Annotated in this window: 11 protein-coding genes; 4 read left to right on the forward strand and 7 right to left on the reverse strand. The window is 73.8% G+C overall.

Going from position 1 to position 13,986, the window contains the following annotated elements; genetic code table 11:
* The first annotated feature begins 83 nt into the window (after positions 1–83).
* Positions 84–956: a hypothetical protein gene (locus tag ACZ6MA_RS02325; RefSeq protein ID WP_469430371.1), complete on the forward strand. Its 873-nt coding sequence runs from the start codon at positions 84–86 to the stop codon at positions 954–956.
* A 162-nt stretch (positions 957–1,118) separates the two neighbouring features.
* Entirely contained in the window at positions 1,119–2,129 is a 1,011-nt protein-coding gene (locus ACZ6MA_RS02330; RefSeq protein ID WP_469430372.1) for an LLM class F420-dependent oxidoreductase, read from the forward strand.
* 19 nt (positions 2,130–2,148) lie between these two features.
* On the opposite strand, the gene ACZ6MA_RS02335 is transcribed toward ACZ6MA_RS02330, so the two are convergent.
* The 5 genes from ACZ6MA_RS02335 to ACZ6MA_RS02355 form a co-directional block, all read right to left on the reverse strand.
* The gene (locus ACZ6MA_RS02335; RefSeq protein WP_469430375.1) at positions 2,149–3,636 is read right to left on the reverse strand and encodes a M1 family metallopeptidase; all 1,488 of its coding nucleotides are present in this window, start codon (positions 3,634–3,636) and stop codon (positions 2,149–2,151) included.
* Positions 3,636–4,424 carry a maleylpyruvate isomerase family mycothiol-dependent enzyme gene (locus ACZ6MA_RS02340; RefSeq protein ID WP_469430376.1) on the reverse strand — a complete coding sequence of 263 codons (789 nt, stop codon included), beginning with the start codon at positions 4,422–4,424 and terminating at the stop codon, positions 3,636–3,638. The genes ACZ6MA_RS02335 and ACZ6MA_RS02340 overlap by 1 nt, the downstream gene beginning before the upstream one ends.
* Positions 4,425–4,652: 228 nt before the next feature.
* On the reverse strand, positions 4,653–5,723 hold the full coding sequence (locus ACZ6MA_RS02345) for a prenyltransferase/squalene oxidase repeat-containing protein (protein ID WP_469430377.1): 1,071 nt from the start codon (positions 5,721–5,723) through the stop codon (positions 4,653–4,655).
* Positions 5,720–6,508, reverse strand: a complete 789-nt coding sequence (locus ACZ6MA_RS02350; protein WP_469430379.1) for a class I SAM-dependent methyltransferase — start codon at positions 6,506–6,508, stop codon at positions 5,720–5,722. Before ACZ6MA_RS02350 ends, ACZ6MA_RS02345 begins: the two co-directional genes overlap by 4 nt.
* An 84-nt stretch (positions 6,509–6,592) precedes the next feature.
* On the reverse strand, positions 6,593–7,945 hold the full coding sequence (locus ACZ6MA_RS02355) for a glycosyltransferase family 4 protein (RefSeq protein WP_469430380.1): 1,353 nt from the start codon (positions 7,943–7,945) through the stop codon (positions 6,593–6,595).
* Positions 7,946–8,164: 219 nt separating this feature from the next.
* On the opposite strand from ACZ6MA_RS02355, the gene ACZ6MA_RS02360 reads away from it, so the two are divergent.
* Positions 8,165–8,860: a TetR family transcriptional regulator gene (locus ACZ6MA_RS02360; protein WP_469430381.1), complete on the forward strand. Its 696-nt coding sequence runs from the start codon at positions 8,165–8,167 to the stop codon at positions 8,858–8,860.
* Positions 8,861–9,077: 217 nt separating this feature from the next.
* Entirely contained in the window at positions 9,078–9,689 is a 612-nt protein-coding gene (locus ACZ6MA_RS02365; RefSeq protein ID WP_469430383.1) for a LuxR C-terminal-related transcriptional regulator, read from the forward strand.
* A gap of 350 nt (positions 9,690–10,039) precedes the next feature.
* On the opposite strand, the gene ACZ6MA_RS02370 is transcribed toward ACZ6MA_RS02365, so the two are convergent.
* Positions 10,040–11,794, reverse strand: coding sequence for an ATP-binding cassette domain-containing protein (locus ACZ6MA_RS02370; RefSeq protein WP_469430384.1), 1,755 nt, complete (start codon positions 11,792–11,794; stop codon positions 10,040–10,042).
* Between the two features lie 343 nt (positions 11,795–12,137).
* Positions 12,138–13,970: an ABC transporter ATP-binding protein gene (locus ACZ6MA_RS02375; RefSeq protein WP_469430385.1), complete on the reverse strand. Its 1,833-nt coding sequence runs from the start codon at positions 13,968–13,970 to the stop codon at positions 12,138–12,140.
* Between the last annotated feature and the right edge of the window lie 16 nt (positions 13,971–13,986).

The raw sequence follows: 13,986 nt of genomic DNA on the forward strand, positions 1-13,986 counted from the left end.
GATGGGGCGGCCACCCCCGCGCCCCCGCAGCTCGCGTATCGGCGACCGCGACGAATTCTGACAGCTCTGACAAAGGATTTTAGGTGAACATCCGCTCCCTCACTCGAGGCGACGGCGTGGTGATCGGAGCAGCGGTGTTGCTGTTCATCGCCTCGTTCCTCGATTTCTACTCCGTCGATTGCAGTGGCCAGTTCTGCGACAAGTCGGGCCTGCCCAACCTGTGGGACTCCAAGCTCTTCCCGGTGCTGCCCACCGTCGTCCTCGCCGGGATCGTCGGCGCGGTGCTCATCATCGCGGGCCGCTTCCAGCCCCAGGGCCGTAACCTGCTCGGGCTCACGCTCGACCAGTGGGGCACCGCCCTCACGGTGTTCGCCGCGTGGTCCTCGCTGTGGACGATGTTCGGCGGCGCGATGGAGGACAACGACAAGGTCGGGGCCGGTGTCGGCCGCATCCTGGCGCTCATCGCCCTGCTCGTGATGGCCGCGGGTGCGCTGCTCACGCAGCGGATCCCGGCGCTCAAGGCCCCGCTCATGGGTGCTCCGGCCCCGCAGGCCCCGTCCCCCTACGGTGCGGGTCCGGGCTACGGCTACCCGGGTCCGGGTGGCATGCAGCAGGGTCAGGCCCCGTACGGCGCCCAGCAGCAGCCCTACGGCGCGCAGACCGGTCAGACCGGTCAGCCGCAGGCCCCGCAGCAGGACCAGTCGGCTCCGGCGCAGGCGCAGCCGGCCGCCGCCCAGCCCGCCGCCGCGTCCGCCGGTGACTTCGCCCCGTTCTGGTTCGCGGTGCCGGTAGCCCGCCCGCTGTACGGGGAGGACGGCTCGCCGACGCAGATCGCCGAGCTGGCGCCCGGCACGTGGTACCTCGCGGTGGACCAGCGCGGTCAGGCGCTCGTCGCGCAGACGCAGGACGGCCGGCGCGGCGTGCTGCAGGACACCACGGGCATCCAGCGCGGCTGAGGCACCGCCGGAAGAAGCTCCGCAGCGAAGGCCCGCCGGGTGTACCCGGCGGGCCTTCGCCGTTCCCCGCCCGCCCCCTTGCCGGGGGGTGCCGGTGGCTCGTACAGTCACCGGACCCTGCCTGACGGCATGTCAGCTTCCGGTGGAGGGGGTGGCACGCTCATGCGGCTCGGCCTGGCGCTCGGCTACTGGGGCCGTGGCCCCGACCCCCGGCATGCGGACCTCGCGCGGGAGGCCGAGCGGCTGGGCTACCACTCGGTGTGGACGTCGGAGTCCTGGGGCTCCGACGCCTTCACCGCGCTCACCTGGATCGCCGCCCGTACCGAACGGATCCTGCTGGGTACGGCCGTGGCGCAGATGGCGGCCCGCGCGCCCACCGCCACGGCGATGCACGCCCTGACGCTCGACCATCTCTCCGGCGGCCGGATGCTGCTCGGACTGGGCCTGTCGGGCCCGCAGGTGGTGGAGGGGTGGTACGGGCGCCCGTTCCCGGCGAGTCCGCTGACCGCTACGCGGGAGTACGTGGACATCGTCCGGCAGGTGCTGCACCGGGAGGCCCCCGTCACGCTCGACGGCCGCTTCCATCCGCTCCCCTACACCGGCCCCGGGGCCACCGGTCTGGGCAAGCCGCTGAAATCCGTCACCCATCCGCTGCGCCCCGGGCTGCCGGTCCTGCTCGGCGCCGAGGGCCCGAGGAACATCGCCCAGACCGCGCGCATCGCCGACGGCTGGCTTCCGCTGTACTGGTCGCCCGAGCGCGCGGACGTCTACGCGGCCTCCCTCGGCGCGCCGCCCGCGGGCTTCATGGTCGCGCCGCTGGTACAAGCACGGGTCTGCGCGGATGTCGCCGAGGGGCTGCGGCCCGTGAAGGCGATGCTCGGCTTCTACATCGGTGGGATGGGGCACGCGACCCGTAACTTCCACGCCGATCTGATGGCCCGGCTGGGCTTCGAGGACGCGGCCCGGCGCGTACGGGAGCTGTTCCTCGCGGGCCGCCGCGCGGAGGCGGTGGAGGCGGTGCCGGACTCGTTCGCCGACGAGATCTCCCTGGTCGGTCCGAGGGAACGGATCGCGGAGCGGCTGGCCGCGTGGCGTTCGGGACCGGTCACGGACCTTCTGGTGACCGTGCCGGATCGCGGGACGCTGCGGGTACTGGCCGAACTCGTCGGGTAGGTGCCCGTATCCTCGCCGGTCACGACGTGCCCCGGGCCCCGACCAGGGGAGGCTTGGCCTTCCCGTAGAGCCACGTCGCGAAGAGCTTCCCCAGGTCCTTGCCCGACTTCTTCTCGCACAGCTCGATGAACTGACGGCTCTCCGCGTTGCCGTGCCGGTGGTCCTTCGTCCAGGTGCGGACGATGTCGAAGAAGGTCCGGTCGCCGACGGCTTCGCGCACCTTGTGCAGCACCATCGCGCCGCGCCCGTAGACGGGGTCCCCGGAGACGTCGTCGGCGGGCGGGCTGCCGGGCGGGAAGTCCCAGATGTTCTCGCTGAGTTCGTCGGTGCCGTCGTAGTAGTCCTGGAAGATCTTCGCCACGGTCCGGCCGCCGGTCTTCTCCTCCCACATCCACTCGGCGTAGGTCGCGAAGCTCTCGTTGAGCCACATGTCCCGCCAGGTGCGGGGGGTGACGGAGTTGCCGAACCACTGGTGCGCCAGTTCGTGCACCACCAGGAGGTCGTCGGGCGCCTTCGGGAAGTACGGCTTGGTCTGGGTCTCCAGGGCGTAGCCGATGTCGGGGTTGTGATCGATGACGGCACCGGTGCCGGCGAACGGGTAGGGGCCGAAGAGCCCGCTGCCCCACTCGAGGACCTTGGGGATGAGCCTCTCGACGCCCTTGCTCTTCTCCGCCTCGTCCGGGTCGACGGCGACGTACACCGGCAGGCCGTCCTTGGTCTTCGTCTCGGAGACGGTGAAGTCCCCGACCACGACGGAGGCGAGATAGCCGGCCATGGGCTCGGCGGTGTGCCAGGCGAAGGTGGTCCGCCCGTCGGCGGCGGCCGACTCACGCTTCAGCTCCCCGTTGGCCACGGCGGTGAAGCCCTCGGGGACGGTGACGTCGATGTCGTAGGTGGCCTTGTCCGAGGGATGGTGGTTGCCGGGGAACCACGTCATCGATCCCGTGGGCTCGCCCAGGGCCGCCGATCCGTCGTCGGTCTCGATCCACCCCTCCTTGCCGTGGTCCGGGCCGACGACGCGCTGGGGCGCACCGTCGTAGACGATCTTCGTCTCGAACTCGTCTCCCTTGCCGATCGTCGAGCGGGGCGTCACGGTGAGTTCGTCGCCCTCGCGGGAGAACCGCGCGGTCCGCCCGTCGACCAGCGCGGCCCGGACCTTCAAGCCCTTGAGGTCGAGGTTGAAGGCGGTCAGGTTCTGCTGGGCCCGCGAGGTGAGGACGGCGATGCCGTGCAGCCGGTTCCCCTCGGGCTCGTAGTCGAGGGTCAGCCCGTAGTGCCGGACGTCGTAACCGCCGTTGCCCAGACGGGGGAAGAGCGGATCGCCGACGCCCGCCACCCCGGGCTGTCCGGCGGCGGCCCCGGCGCCGTCGCCGGTACAGGCCGCGACGAGCAACAGGACGACGGCCGGCAGGACGCCGCGCAGCGGACGCCGTGGCGCGAGCGCCCGCCACCCGCGCCGGCCGCGGGCGACGGCCCGGCCGTCGGATATGTGCTCGTCGCGTCTCATCAGAAGGTGACCCGTTCCAGCCAGAAGTCGAGCAGCTCACGGTCCCCGAGCACCTCGACGCCGGCGGTGTCCGCCGGGAGGCGGCGGTAGAAGACGCGCAGGACGTCGGTGAGCGGACCGCGCAGGACGACGGCCGCCTTCTCGTGCGCGCGCCGCCAGGTGGCACGCTCCCCGGTGAGATCGATGAACCACTCGGCCGCCAGCTCGGCGGGGGTGTCGGTGGCGTGCAGATGAATCGTGCGGCCGGGGCCGAGCAGCTCCTTGAGCTCCGGCTTGCGCTCCAGGGTCTGCGGGTAGCCGCCGATCTCCAGCCATTCGTCGATGCCGTCCGCCGCGAGATCGGCGTCGAGGGTGAAGTCGAGGCCGGCGGTCACATACGCGTCGGCCCGGTGGACCACCGTCTCGTGGGCCATCCGGCGGGCCCAGAAGCCCGGCGTCTGCCGCGGCGCCCAGGACCACACCTCCTCGGTGGGGTCCGCGGCCCGCAGGGTCCGCGCGAGCGCCTCCGCGCCCTCGGCCAGCCAGGCGTCGAGCCCGGCCGCGTCGGCGGGGTCCGGGCCCGCCGCGCCGGGGACCGCCTCGGGCGCCACCGGCTCGGCCGCCCGGGTCCGCACGGTCGTCTCGGCCCAGCGCTGCGCGCCGCCGACGTGCAGGACGAGATCGCGGAGCGACCAGTCGGGGCAGGTGGGCACGGTGGTGGAGAGGTCGGTGCCGTGCAGTGCCGAACGCAGCAGTCCGGTCTGGGTTTCGACCTCGGAGCAGTAACGGTCGTGACTGAGAAGGCTCATGGCGTCACTTTAGATCGGGCCACCGACAACGCCGTGGGCCGGGACGGCCGTTCGGGCAGGGGCGGTTTTCCTCCGGGGGTGCGGAAGGTGCTCCTGCCAGCGTGGGGCGGGCGGGGGCGCGGTGCGACTTCTCGGGGTCCGTTCGGGTGGCTCCGTCCTCGTACTCCCCCGGCGGCCACCGGAAGGTGCTCCCCGGCCGGCCGGGATCGTCCGTCCGGCCGCCGGGGATCAGGTACAGCAGTCCGGCTCCAGGCCGTACGGGAGGCGTTCGCCGCCGAAGACGATCGTGGTCGCCTCGTCGCCGCCGAGCGCGGCGACGGCCAGCAGCAGCGAACCGGCGGTCCAGGAGGTGCGTTCCTCCGGCCAGACGGCGTCGTCCTCGTAGACGTAGCCGGTCCAGTACATGCCGTCCTCGGCGCGCAGGTGCTGGATCCACTGGAGGATCTCCACCGCGCGGTCGGACTCGCCCATCGCCCAGAGGGCTAGGGCGAGTTCGCAGCTCTCGCCACCGGTCACCCACGGCCGGTCGGCGACACAGCGCACGCCCAGGCCCGGTACGACGAAGCGGTTCCAGCCCGCTTCCAGGCGCTCCTTCGCGGCGGCACCGGTGACCGCGCCGCCGAGGACCGGGTAGTACCAGTCCATCGAGAAGCGGTCCTTGTCCAGGAACCGTTCGGGGTGGTGGCGGACCGCGTGGCCGAGGAGGCCCGCGGCCAGTTCCCAGTCGGGCTGCGGCTCCTCGCGGTGTTCGGCGATGGCGAGGGCGCAGCGCAGCGCGTGGTGGATGGAGGAGGATCCGGTCAGCAGCGCGTCGTCGACGGGGGTGCCGTCGTCCTCCCGCTTCCAGCCGATCTGGCCGCCGGGCTGCTGCAGGCCCAGGACGAATTCGACGGCGGCGAAGACGGTCGGCCACATGCGGTCGAGGAAGGCGTCGTCGCCGGTGGCGAGGTAGTGGTGCCAGACGCCGACGGCTATGTAGGCGACGAAGTTCGTCTCCCGTCCCCGGTCGGTGGGCTCCTCGGGGTCGCCGTCGGCGTACGCGGCGTACCACGAGCCGTCGGGGTTCTGGTGGTCGGCCAGCCAGCGGTAGGCGGCCTCGGCCCGCTCCCGTTCGCCCGCCACGTCGAGCGCCATCGCGGCCTCGACGTGGTCCCAGGGGTCCAGGTGGTGGCCGCGGAACCAGGGTATGGCGCCGTCGGGGCACTGCGTGGCGGCGATGCCCGCGACGGTCTGCGCGACCTGCTCGGCGGTGAGCACCCCGGCGAGGACGAGGCGCTCGGTACGGCCCGGTGTCGTCACGCTCGTCCCTCACGGACGGCGTCGCCGGCGGCCGGGGTGGCCCGGTCGGCCGAGGCGGACGCGCCGGCCGGGGCGTGCGGCTTGGTGGCGTAGGCGACGAAGCTCTTGCCGATGAGGGGGTTGAGGGCCTGTTCGGCGAGGCGGGTGGCCCGTGGCTTCTTCATGATGTCCCAGACCAGCAGCTTGTGGTACGCGCGGACCGGCAGCGCCTTGTCGTTGTCGACCCCGAAGGCGCACTTGAGCCACCAGTACGGGCTGTGCAGCCCGTGGGCGTGGTGGGTGCCGTAGGGCTTGAGGCCCGCCTCGCGCATCCGGTCCAGGAGTTCGTCGCCGCGGTAGATGCGGATGTGGCCGCCCTCGACCTCGTGGTAGGCGTCGGAGAGGGCCCAGCAGATCTTCTCCGGGCCGTAGCGAGGCACGGTGACGGCGATCCGGCCGCCGGGCTTGAGGACGCGCACCATCTCGGCGAGCACGCCCTTGTCGTCCGGGATGTGCTCCATGACCTCGGAGATGATGACGACGTCGAAGCTGTCGTCGGGGAAGGGCAGGGCCAGCGCGTCGCCCTCCATGGCGGTGGCGGTGGCGCCTGCCGGGGCCTCACCGGCCTCCTTCATGGCGGCGAACCACTTGGCGACCTCGCGGATCTCCTCGGCGTTGCGGTCGAGGGCCACGACCCGCGCCCCGCGCCGGTAGCACTCGAAGGCGTGCCGTCCTGCGCCGCACCCCAGATCGAGGACACGGTCGCCGGCGGCGAGCGGGAAGCGGGAGAAATCGACGGTCAGCACGGGCTCTGCCTTCTGGTTCGGGGAATGCGTCCTGCGGGGTCGTGAGGGGTGCGAAGCCGGTGGCGGGCGGCCGCCGCCGACAGATCAGGCGGGCTTGCGTCCGGCGGTGGCGCGGGCCGGGGTGCCGCGTCCCTGGGCGGCGATGGCGGCGCGGTAGCGCTCGGCGGTGCCGATGGCGGCCTGCTCCCAGGTGAAGCGGGCCAGCACCCGCTCGCGGCCGGCGACGCCCAGCCTGCGGCGCAGCCCGGCGTCGCCGAGCAGCCGGCCCAGGGCGGCGGCGAGCGCCCCCGCGTCACCGGGTGGCACGGCGAGGCACGTCTCGCCGTCGGGGCCGGCGACCTCGGGGATGGCGCCGCCGGTGGTGGCCACCAGCGGGGTGCCGGTGGCCATGGCCTCGGCGGCGGGCAGCGAGAAGCCCTCGTAGAGGGAGGGGACGCAGGCGATCTGCGCCGAGCGGACCAGGTCGACGAGCTGGGCGTCGGTGATGCCCTTGACGAACTCCACGGCGCCCTCCAGCCCGTACCGCTCGATGGCGGCGGCGACCGGGCCGCCCTCGGCCCGCTTGCCGACGACGACGAGGTGCGCGTCGGGGTTCTCCGTCCGGACCTTGGCGAGCGCCTCGACGAGGTGGACGAGCCCCTTGAGGGGGACGTCGGCACTGGAGGTGGTGACGATCCGGCCGGGGATCTCGGCGACGGCCGGGTCCGGGGAGAACAGCCGGGTGTCGGCGCCGATGTGGACGACGTGGATCCGCTCGTCGCGCACCCCGAGGTGATCGGCTATTTCCTGGCGGGAGGAGCCGGAGACGGTCAGCACGGACGGCAGCCGCCGGGCGACGCGCTTCTGCATCCGGGTGAAGCCGTACCAGCGGCGCACGGAGGCACGGCGCTGCCAGCTTTCGGCGGCGTCGAGGTCGAGCCGCCGGTCGACGGTGATGGGGTGGTGGATGGTGGTGACCAGGGGGGCACCGAGGTCACCGAGGAGTCCGTAACCGAGGGTCTGGTTGTCGTGGACGACGTCGAACTCGCCGCGCCGGGACAGCAGATGCCGGCGGGCCCGCAGGCTGAACGTGAGCGGCTCGGGGAAGCCGCCGGTCCACATGGTGCCGACCTCCAGCGCGTCGATCCAGTCGCGGAACTCGTCGCGTCCGGGCGTGCGGAAGGGGTCGGGCTGACGGTAGAGATCGAGGCTGGGCAGCTCGGTGAGGCCGACCGCGCCGGGCCCGGTGTCCTCGTCGAGGACGGGGTAGGGCTGGGCGCCGATGACCTCGACGGTGTGGCCGAGCCGGGCGAGTTCCCGGGAGAGGTGGCGGACGTACACGCCCTGGCCGCCGCAGAACGGGTTCCCCTTGTACGTGAGCATCGCGATGCGCAGCGGCCGGCCGACGTCCTGGTCCAGGAGGTGGGGTGTCGTTGCCTCAGCGGCCTCAGCGGTCACTCCCGGCCTCCTTCTCACTGCGATTCCGCCGGAGCGTAACCGGTCGCGCTAATCTAGAACAAGTTTCAGACTGAGTCGTCCAGAAGTCTTGAATCTACCGGCCGCACGGCGACGCGCCGGAGCCGGATCGGGTGATTCGCGCCACGACCCGGCCCCTGCCATGCTGTGCCGTCCGGGCCGCACAGACACCGCTGGATGGATCGCCACGGAATGGGACATATGACGACGGAATCCAAGTCGGCGACCGCGTCGGTCGGGATCGCCCCGTCCGGTCTGCCCCTGACCGAGCGTCAGGAAGCCCGGCGGCGCCGGATCCTGCACGCCACCGCCCAGCTGGCCGGCCGGGGCGGCTTCGACGCGGTGCAGATGCGGGAGGTCGCCGAGTCCTCCGGCGTCGCGCTCGGCACGCTCTACCGCTACTTCCCCTCGAAGATCCATCTGCTGGTCGCCACGATGCAGGACCAGCTCCAGCATCTGCACGAGACGCTGCGCAAGCGCCCGCCCACCGAGGAGGAGCCCGCCGCCCGCGTCGCGCAGACGCTGATGCGGGCGTTCCGGGCGATGCAGCGCGAGCCGCATCTGGCCGACGCGATGGTGCGCGCCCTCACCTTCGCCGACCGGTCGGTCAGCGCCGAGGTCGACGCCGCCTCCCGGCTGACCACGACGATCATCCTGGACGCGATGGGGCTGCCGCTCCCACCCACCCCCGCGCAGCTCTCGGCCGTCCGGGTCATCGAGCACACCTGGCACTCGGCGCTGATCACCTGGCTGTCCGGCCGGGCCTCCATCGCGCAAGTGCGGATAGACATCGAGACGGTCTGCCGGCTGATCGACCCGCCGACGGCGGACGCCGGCCCGGGGGCGGACCCGGCGGCCACGGGCCGCACCAGGCCGGGCCGTGGCAAACGGCGCTGACCGCCGCGCGTGACCACCTTTCCGCTCCGGCGTCCATAGGCAGGGGGAGGCGCATTCGCTCACACTTGGGGCGCACGCGGAAAGTTTCGTGCGCCCTTGCGCCCCCCGCACGTTCGGTTTCGGCACCCGTGACAGTGGCACACGCCGGTAAGTATTTATCGATGTGCCCGACGTAGCGCCCGCTACCCGGGGAGCGCGAACGGGGAGAGGCGGGAACGTGATCCGGGTCCTTCTGGTACACGACACCTATCTGCTGCGTACGGCGCTGGCCGCACTGATCGGACGGGAGACCGACCTCGAGGTCTCCGCGACGTCCTGGCCGGGAGCCGTCGCCACCTCGCGGACGCTGCGCCCGCAGGTGTGCGTGGTGGACATGGACAGCCCCGACGCGGTCGGCCCGCGCGGCATCCGGGAGCTGTCCCGCCGATGTTACGAAGGGGACGACGGTTTCTCGCTGCTGGCTCTGGCGAGCGCGGGACGGCCGGGCCCGCTGCGCCGGGCCTATGAGGAGAGGGCCCTGGGGTTCTTGAGCAAAAACGCTTCTCCCGATCGGCTGATCGAGGGCATCCGGCATGTCGCCAAGGGCGAGCGCTATATCGACGAGTCGCTCGGCTTCGGCTTCCTGGAGGCGTCGGAGATGCCTCTGACACGACGGGAACTCAGCGTGTTATCCCTGGCCGCCGAGGGCGACTCCATCGGCGAGATCGCCCGCAGCCTGTGCCTTTCGAACGGGACCGTGCGCAATTACATGGCCGCCATCACCCGCAAGATCGGCGCGCGTAACCGGGTGGACGCGATACGGATCTCTCAGGGCGCGGGCTGGGTGTAGCGCGTCGCTGTCCTCAATCGCCGGACGGGCTGTCGTGCTCTGTCCTCAAATCGCCGGACGGGCTTGCTGTGCGGTGTCCTCCAGCGCCGGACGGGCTGCTGTGTCTGTGTCCTCAAGCGCCGGACGGGCTGGTTTGACTGGGCCTGTCTCCATCAGCCCGTCCGGGCCGGTTGCGGCTGGGCTCAGCCAAATCGAGCCCGTCCGGCGATTGAGGACGCGCCCGCAGGGCGCCCGCCGCCGCAGGCGGCAAAGACGGCCCGCAGGCGAACACCCCGCCGGCCAGGCGAGAGGCGGCACGGACCGGCCGTCAGCCGAGGAACCGCCGGCCAGGCGAGAGGCTGAGCGCCAAGTCACCCCCCCTGCCAGCGCCCCACCAAATCCCGGTAGAGCGCCGAGCGGTCGAGCAGTTCGTCGTGGCGCCCGCACACCGCGTGGGCGCCGTCCATCACCAGCACCCGGTCGGCCCTGCGCGCGGAGCTGATCCGGTGCGCCACGACGATCAGCGTGCCGGGCCGCTCGGCGAAGGCGCGTTCCGCGCGGGCCTCCGCCGCCGGGTCCAGATGGCAGGTCGCCTCGTCCAGCAGCACCAGGGGCGCGGCGGACAGATGGGCCCGGCCCAGCGCGATGAGCTGCCGTTCCCCCTGCGACAGCACCGCCGGGTCGACTTCGGCGTCCAGCCCGCCCAGCCGCTCCACCAGCTCTTCGAGGCCCACGGCCGCGACCGAGGCCGCCACGGCTGCCGGGGGTGCCCCGCCGGGGCGGAGGTAGAGCAGGTTCTCCCGGACGGTGGCGGTGAAGACGTAGGCCTGCTGCGGGATCAGCACCCGCCGCGCCATCCCGTGGCCGGGGCGGCCGGGGGACGCGGGCCCTGCCACGGGCTCCCCCGCCACCCGTATCTCGCCCCGGTCCGGGGTGAGCAGCCCGGCGACGAGGCCCGTCAGGGTGGACTTGCCGATGCCGCTGGGGCCGACCACGACCAGGTGCTCGCCGGGTTCCACCACGAGATCGAGGTCCCGGACGACGGGGTGGGCGCGGGGCCCGTAGGCGAAGGTGACCGACCGCAGCTCGACGCGCGGCGGGTGCGCGGGCGCCGCCGGCGCCGGCGCGTCGCCGGGCGCGGGCAGCTCGCCGTCGGTCTCCGAGGTGAGGCGGTCGAGCACCACCAGCAGCCGGGTGCCCGCCGCTCCGAGCGCGTTCATCAGGGTGTGCAGGGCGGGCAGCAGTGCCTGGACGAGGTAGGTCAGGGCGCCGAGCAGCTCACCGGCCGTGAGGCCCCGGTCGAGCAGCCAGGGCGCGGCGACGAGCAGCAGCACCACGGGCAGTTGCCCGGCAACGCCGAGCGCCAGGGCGCGGACCGCCGCCCATCCGGCGAGCGAACGGGCCGCTCGGACCTCGGCGGTGATCAGGGCGTCGGCCCGCCCGGCGGCCTGTCGTTCCGCGCCGCACGCCACCACGTCGCGCAATCCCTCGGCGAGCGCGCCGAACTCGGTGGACATGCGTTCGTCGGCGGCGAGGAAGTCCTGCTGCCGGGCGGCCATCGGGGCCAGGGTGGCCATGAACAGCGCCAGTCCCAGCAGCAGCGGCGGCACGACGACCAGCAGCAGGAGCGGCGCGAGGGAGGCGAGGCCCAGCAGCGCACCGGCGGCGGTGAAGACGAACGAGCGGGCCACCAGGACCAGCCCGGCGAAGCTGTCGCGGGCCAGCTCGGTCTGGTGGGTCAGCCGGGAGACCACGGCGCTGTCCGCCGGGCCCCGGCCGGTCACGGCCTCGCCCAGGGAACGGGTCACCACCCGGCGGACCAGCCCGTCCCGGAGCGGCTCCACGAGATCGGCCAGCCCCCGGAAGACCCCGCCGGTGGCGAGCCCCCCGACGACGATGGTCACGGCGGCGAGCGCCAGCCAGCCGAGCCCGAGCCCGGGCCGGTCCGCGAGAAACCCGTCGTCGAGCGCGCGGGCCACGCTGTAGCCACCGAGGAAGGTCTGCGCGGACTCCAGCAGGGACCACCCGCCGAGCGCCAGCAGAACGCGCTTGCGGGCCGCCAGAAAGCGTTTTGCCTTCGGCAGGACACGTCGGGCGGGGCCGGCCCGGTGACGGGTGCCCGTCACCGGGCCGGCCCTCGTCCGCTCGCGGAGGGGATGACGGACGGAGTCCGGTCACGCCCCTGCGCAGCGGCCCCCCGCCCCGGGCCGGGGGCACCAGCCCTGACCCGGACACGCCCCGGCAAAGTCGTCGCCCACCCCGGGCTGCGGGCGCCAGCCTTGACCCAGACACGCCCCGGCACAGCGGTCACCCGCCCCGGGCTGCGGGCACCGGCCTTGCCTCGGGCACGCCCCGGCGAGGTCGTCGCCCGCCTCGCGGCCGGGGCGCCGGCCGGCGTCCGTGCCTGCCCCGGCGAAGTGAGGCGCCAGCTCGCCGTCGGCGGCGCGGCGGCGGTCCGCCCGGGGGCGCTCACCGGATCGCCCCCGTTCCGCACGGCGGGCCCGGTTTGGGGTCCTCGGTCGGGTCGGCCGCGAATACCGCGCGGTATTCGGCCTGTTCCCACAGCTTCTCGTGCGGGGCGACGGCTCGGATCCGGCCGTTCTCCAGCCAGGCGACGCGGTCCGCGCGGGCCGCGGAGGAGACGCGGTGCGCGATCAGCAGCCGGGTGCCCGCCCGGACCTCGCCGGTCAGGGCCCGGCCCACCTGGACCTCCGTGACGCTGTCCAGGCTCGATGTGGCGTCGTCGAGCACCAGCAGCCGTCCCGCGTGGGCGAACGCCCTCGCCAGGCCGAGGCGTTGCAGTTCGCCGCCCGAGAGCGGCGCGTCCGCCAGGGCGGTGGCGTATCCGCGGGGCAGCAGCCGGATGAAGCGGTCCGCGCTGGCCGCCCGCGCGGCGGCCTCGATCGCGGGGGCGTCGGGGGTGTACGCCCCGAACGCGACGGCCTGGCCGACCGTGTCGCCGAACAGCGCGGGCCGTTCGAAGGCGTACCCGATCTCCCGCCGCAGCTGTGCGGGGTCGGCCTCGGTCAGGGGCACGCCGTCGAGCAGTACCTGGCCTCGGTGGGGGTCGGTCAGCCGGCCGGCGACGGCGGCCAGCACGGACTTGCCCGCGCCGGAGCGGCCGACGACGGCCGTCGTCGTACCGCCGGGGACCACGAGGTCCACTTCGCACAGCACCTGGCTGCCGCCGCGGGTGACGCTCACTCCCCGCAGTTCGAGCCGGCCGGGGCCGTCCGGGGGCAGGGGCCGGGTGCCGTGGGGCATGGCGGGCAGGGCCAGGAGTTCGGCGGTGCGCCGGGCCGCCGCGCGGCCGCGCACCAGGGAGTTGAGCCGGCCGACGACCGAGCCGACACCGGCGGCGAGCGCCGCGTACCGGGTGGCGGCCAGCAGTTCGCCGACGCTCAGGTCACCGGCGGCGAGGCGTACCCCGCCGACCGCGAGGACGGCCGTCTGCAGCAGCGGCATCAGGATGCCGCCCTGCACGACGGCCCGCCCGTAGACCTGCCACATGCGCCGTCCCTGGGCGCCCAGTTCGGGCAGCGGCGCGAGGATGCGGTCGCGTTCGCGTCGGACGGTGCCGGCGGCGGCGACGGTGCGGGCCCCGCCGAGGGCCTCGACGAGCCGGGCGGCGAGTTCGCCCTGGACGCGCTGGTAGCGCGCGACGCTGTCGGAGGAGCTGCGGGCGAAGGCCCGCAGGAAGAGGAAGAGGGCCGGTGCCCCGGCGAGGAAGACGGCGGCCAGCCAGAGGTCGAGGAAGGCCAGGGCGATCAGTCCGCCGAGCGGGGTGAGGAGCGCGGCGAGGCCGGTCGCGGCGGTCGCCGGGGCGGTGCCCGCCTCTGCGGCGTTGCCGGTCAGCCGGGTGACGAGGTCGCCGGGGGTGAAGCGGGCGGCGTGGTGCGGGCCGGCGGTGAGCAGTCGGCCGACGCCGCGGCGGCGCAGCCAGGAGCCGCCGCGCGCGTTCGTGGTGCCGGTGACGAAGGCCGTCAGGGCTTCGAGGAGGACCTCGGCGCTGATCAGGGCCGCGCACAGGGCCGTCCAGAGGTACGGGGAGCCGCCGTCGCCGAGGATCAGGTCGAGGGTGTGGCCGAGCGCGGCGGGCAGGGCGAGGGCACAGCCCGCGGTCGCGGTGGTGAGCAGGCCGATCGCGGTGGTGCGGGCGGCGCTGTGCCGGGCGGCGGCCAGCAGCAGCCGGTCGGCGTCGCGCCCGGTGGTGCCGGGCGCCCGGGCGTCGTCCGCCGCCCGGCGTGCCGCGGCCGGTGCGGCGGGGTCGGTGGCTCCCGGCGTGCGGGGCGTCGTGGCCATACGCGGTGGTCCTCGT

The organism is Streptomyces sp. NPDC042259 (assembly GCF_055582085.1).

Coding starts and splice junctions, on each gene's coding strand:
- ACZ6MA_RS02330 (WP_469430372.1), top strand. CDS start 1,119: ATGCGGCTCGGCCTGGCGCTCGGCTACTGGGGCCGTGGCCCCGACCCC.
- ACZ6MA_RS02335 (WP_469430375.1), bottom strand. CDS start 3,636: ATGAGACGCGACGAGCACATATCCGACGGCCGGGCCGTCGCCCGCGGC.
- ACZ6MA_RS02340 (WP_469430376.1), bottom strand. CDS start 4,424: ATGAGCCTTCTCAGTCACGACCGTTACTGCTCCGAGGTCGAAACCCAG.
- ACZ6MA_RS02360 (WP_469430381.1), top strand. CDS start 8,165: ATGACGACGGAATCCAAGTCGGCGACCGCGTCGGTCGGGATCGCCCCG.
- ACZ6MA_RS02375 (WP_469430385.1), bottom strand. CDS start 13,970: ATGGCCACGACGCCCCGCACGCCGGGAGCCACCGACCCCGCCGCACCG.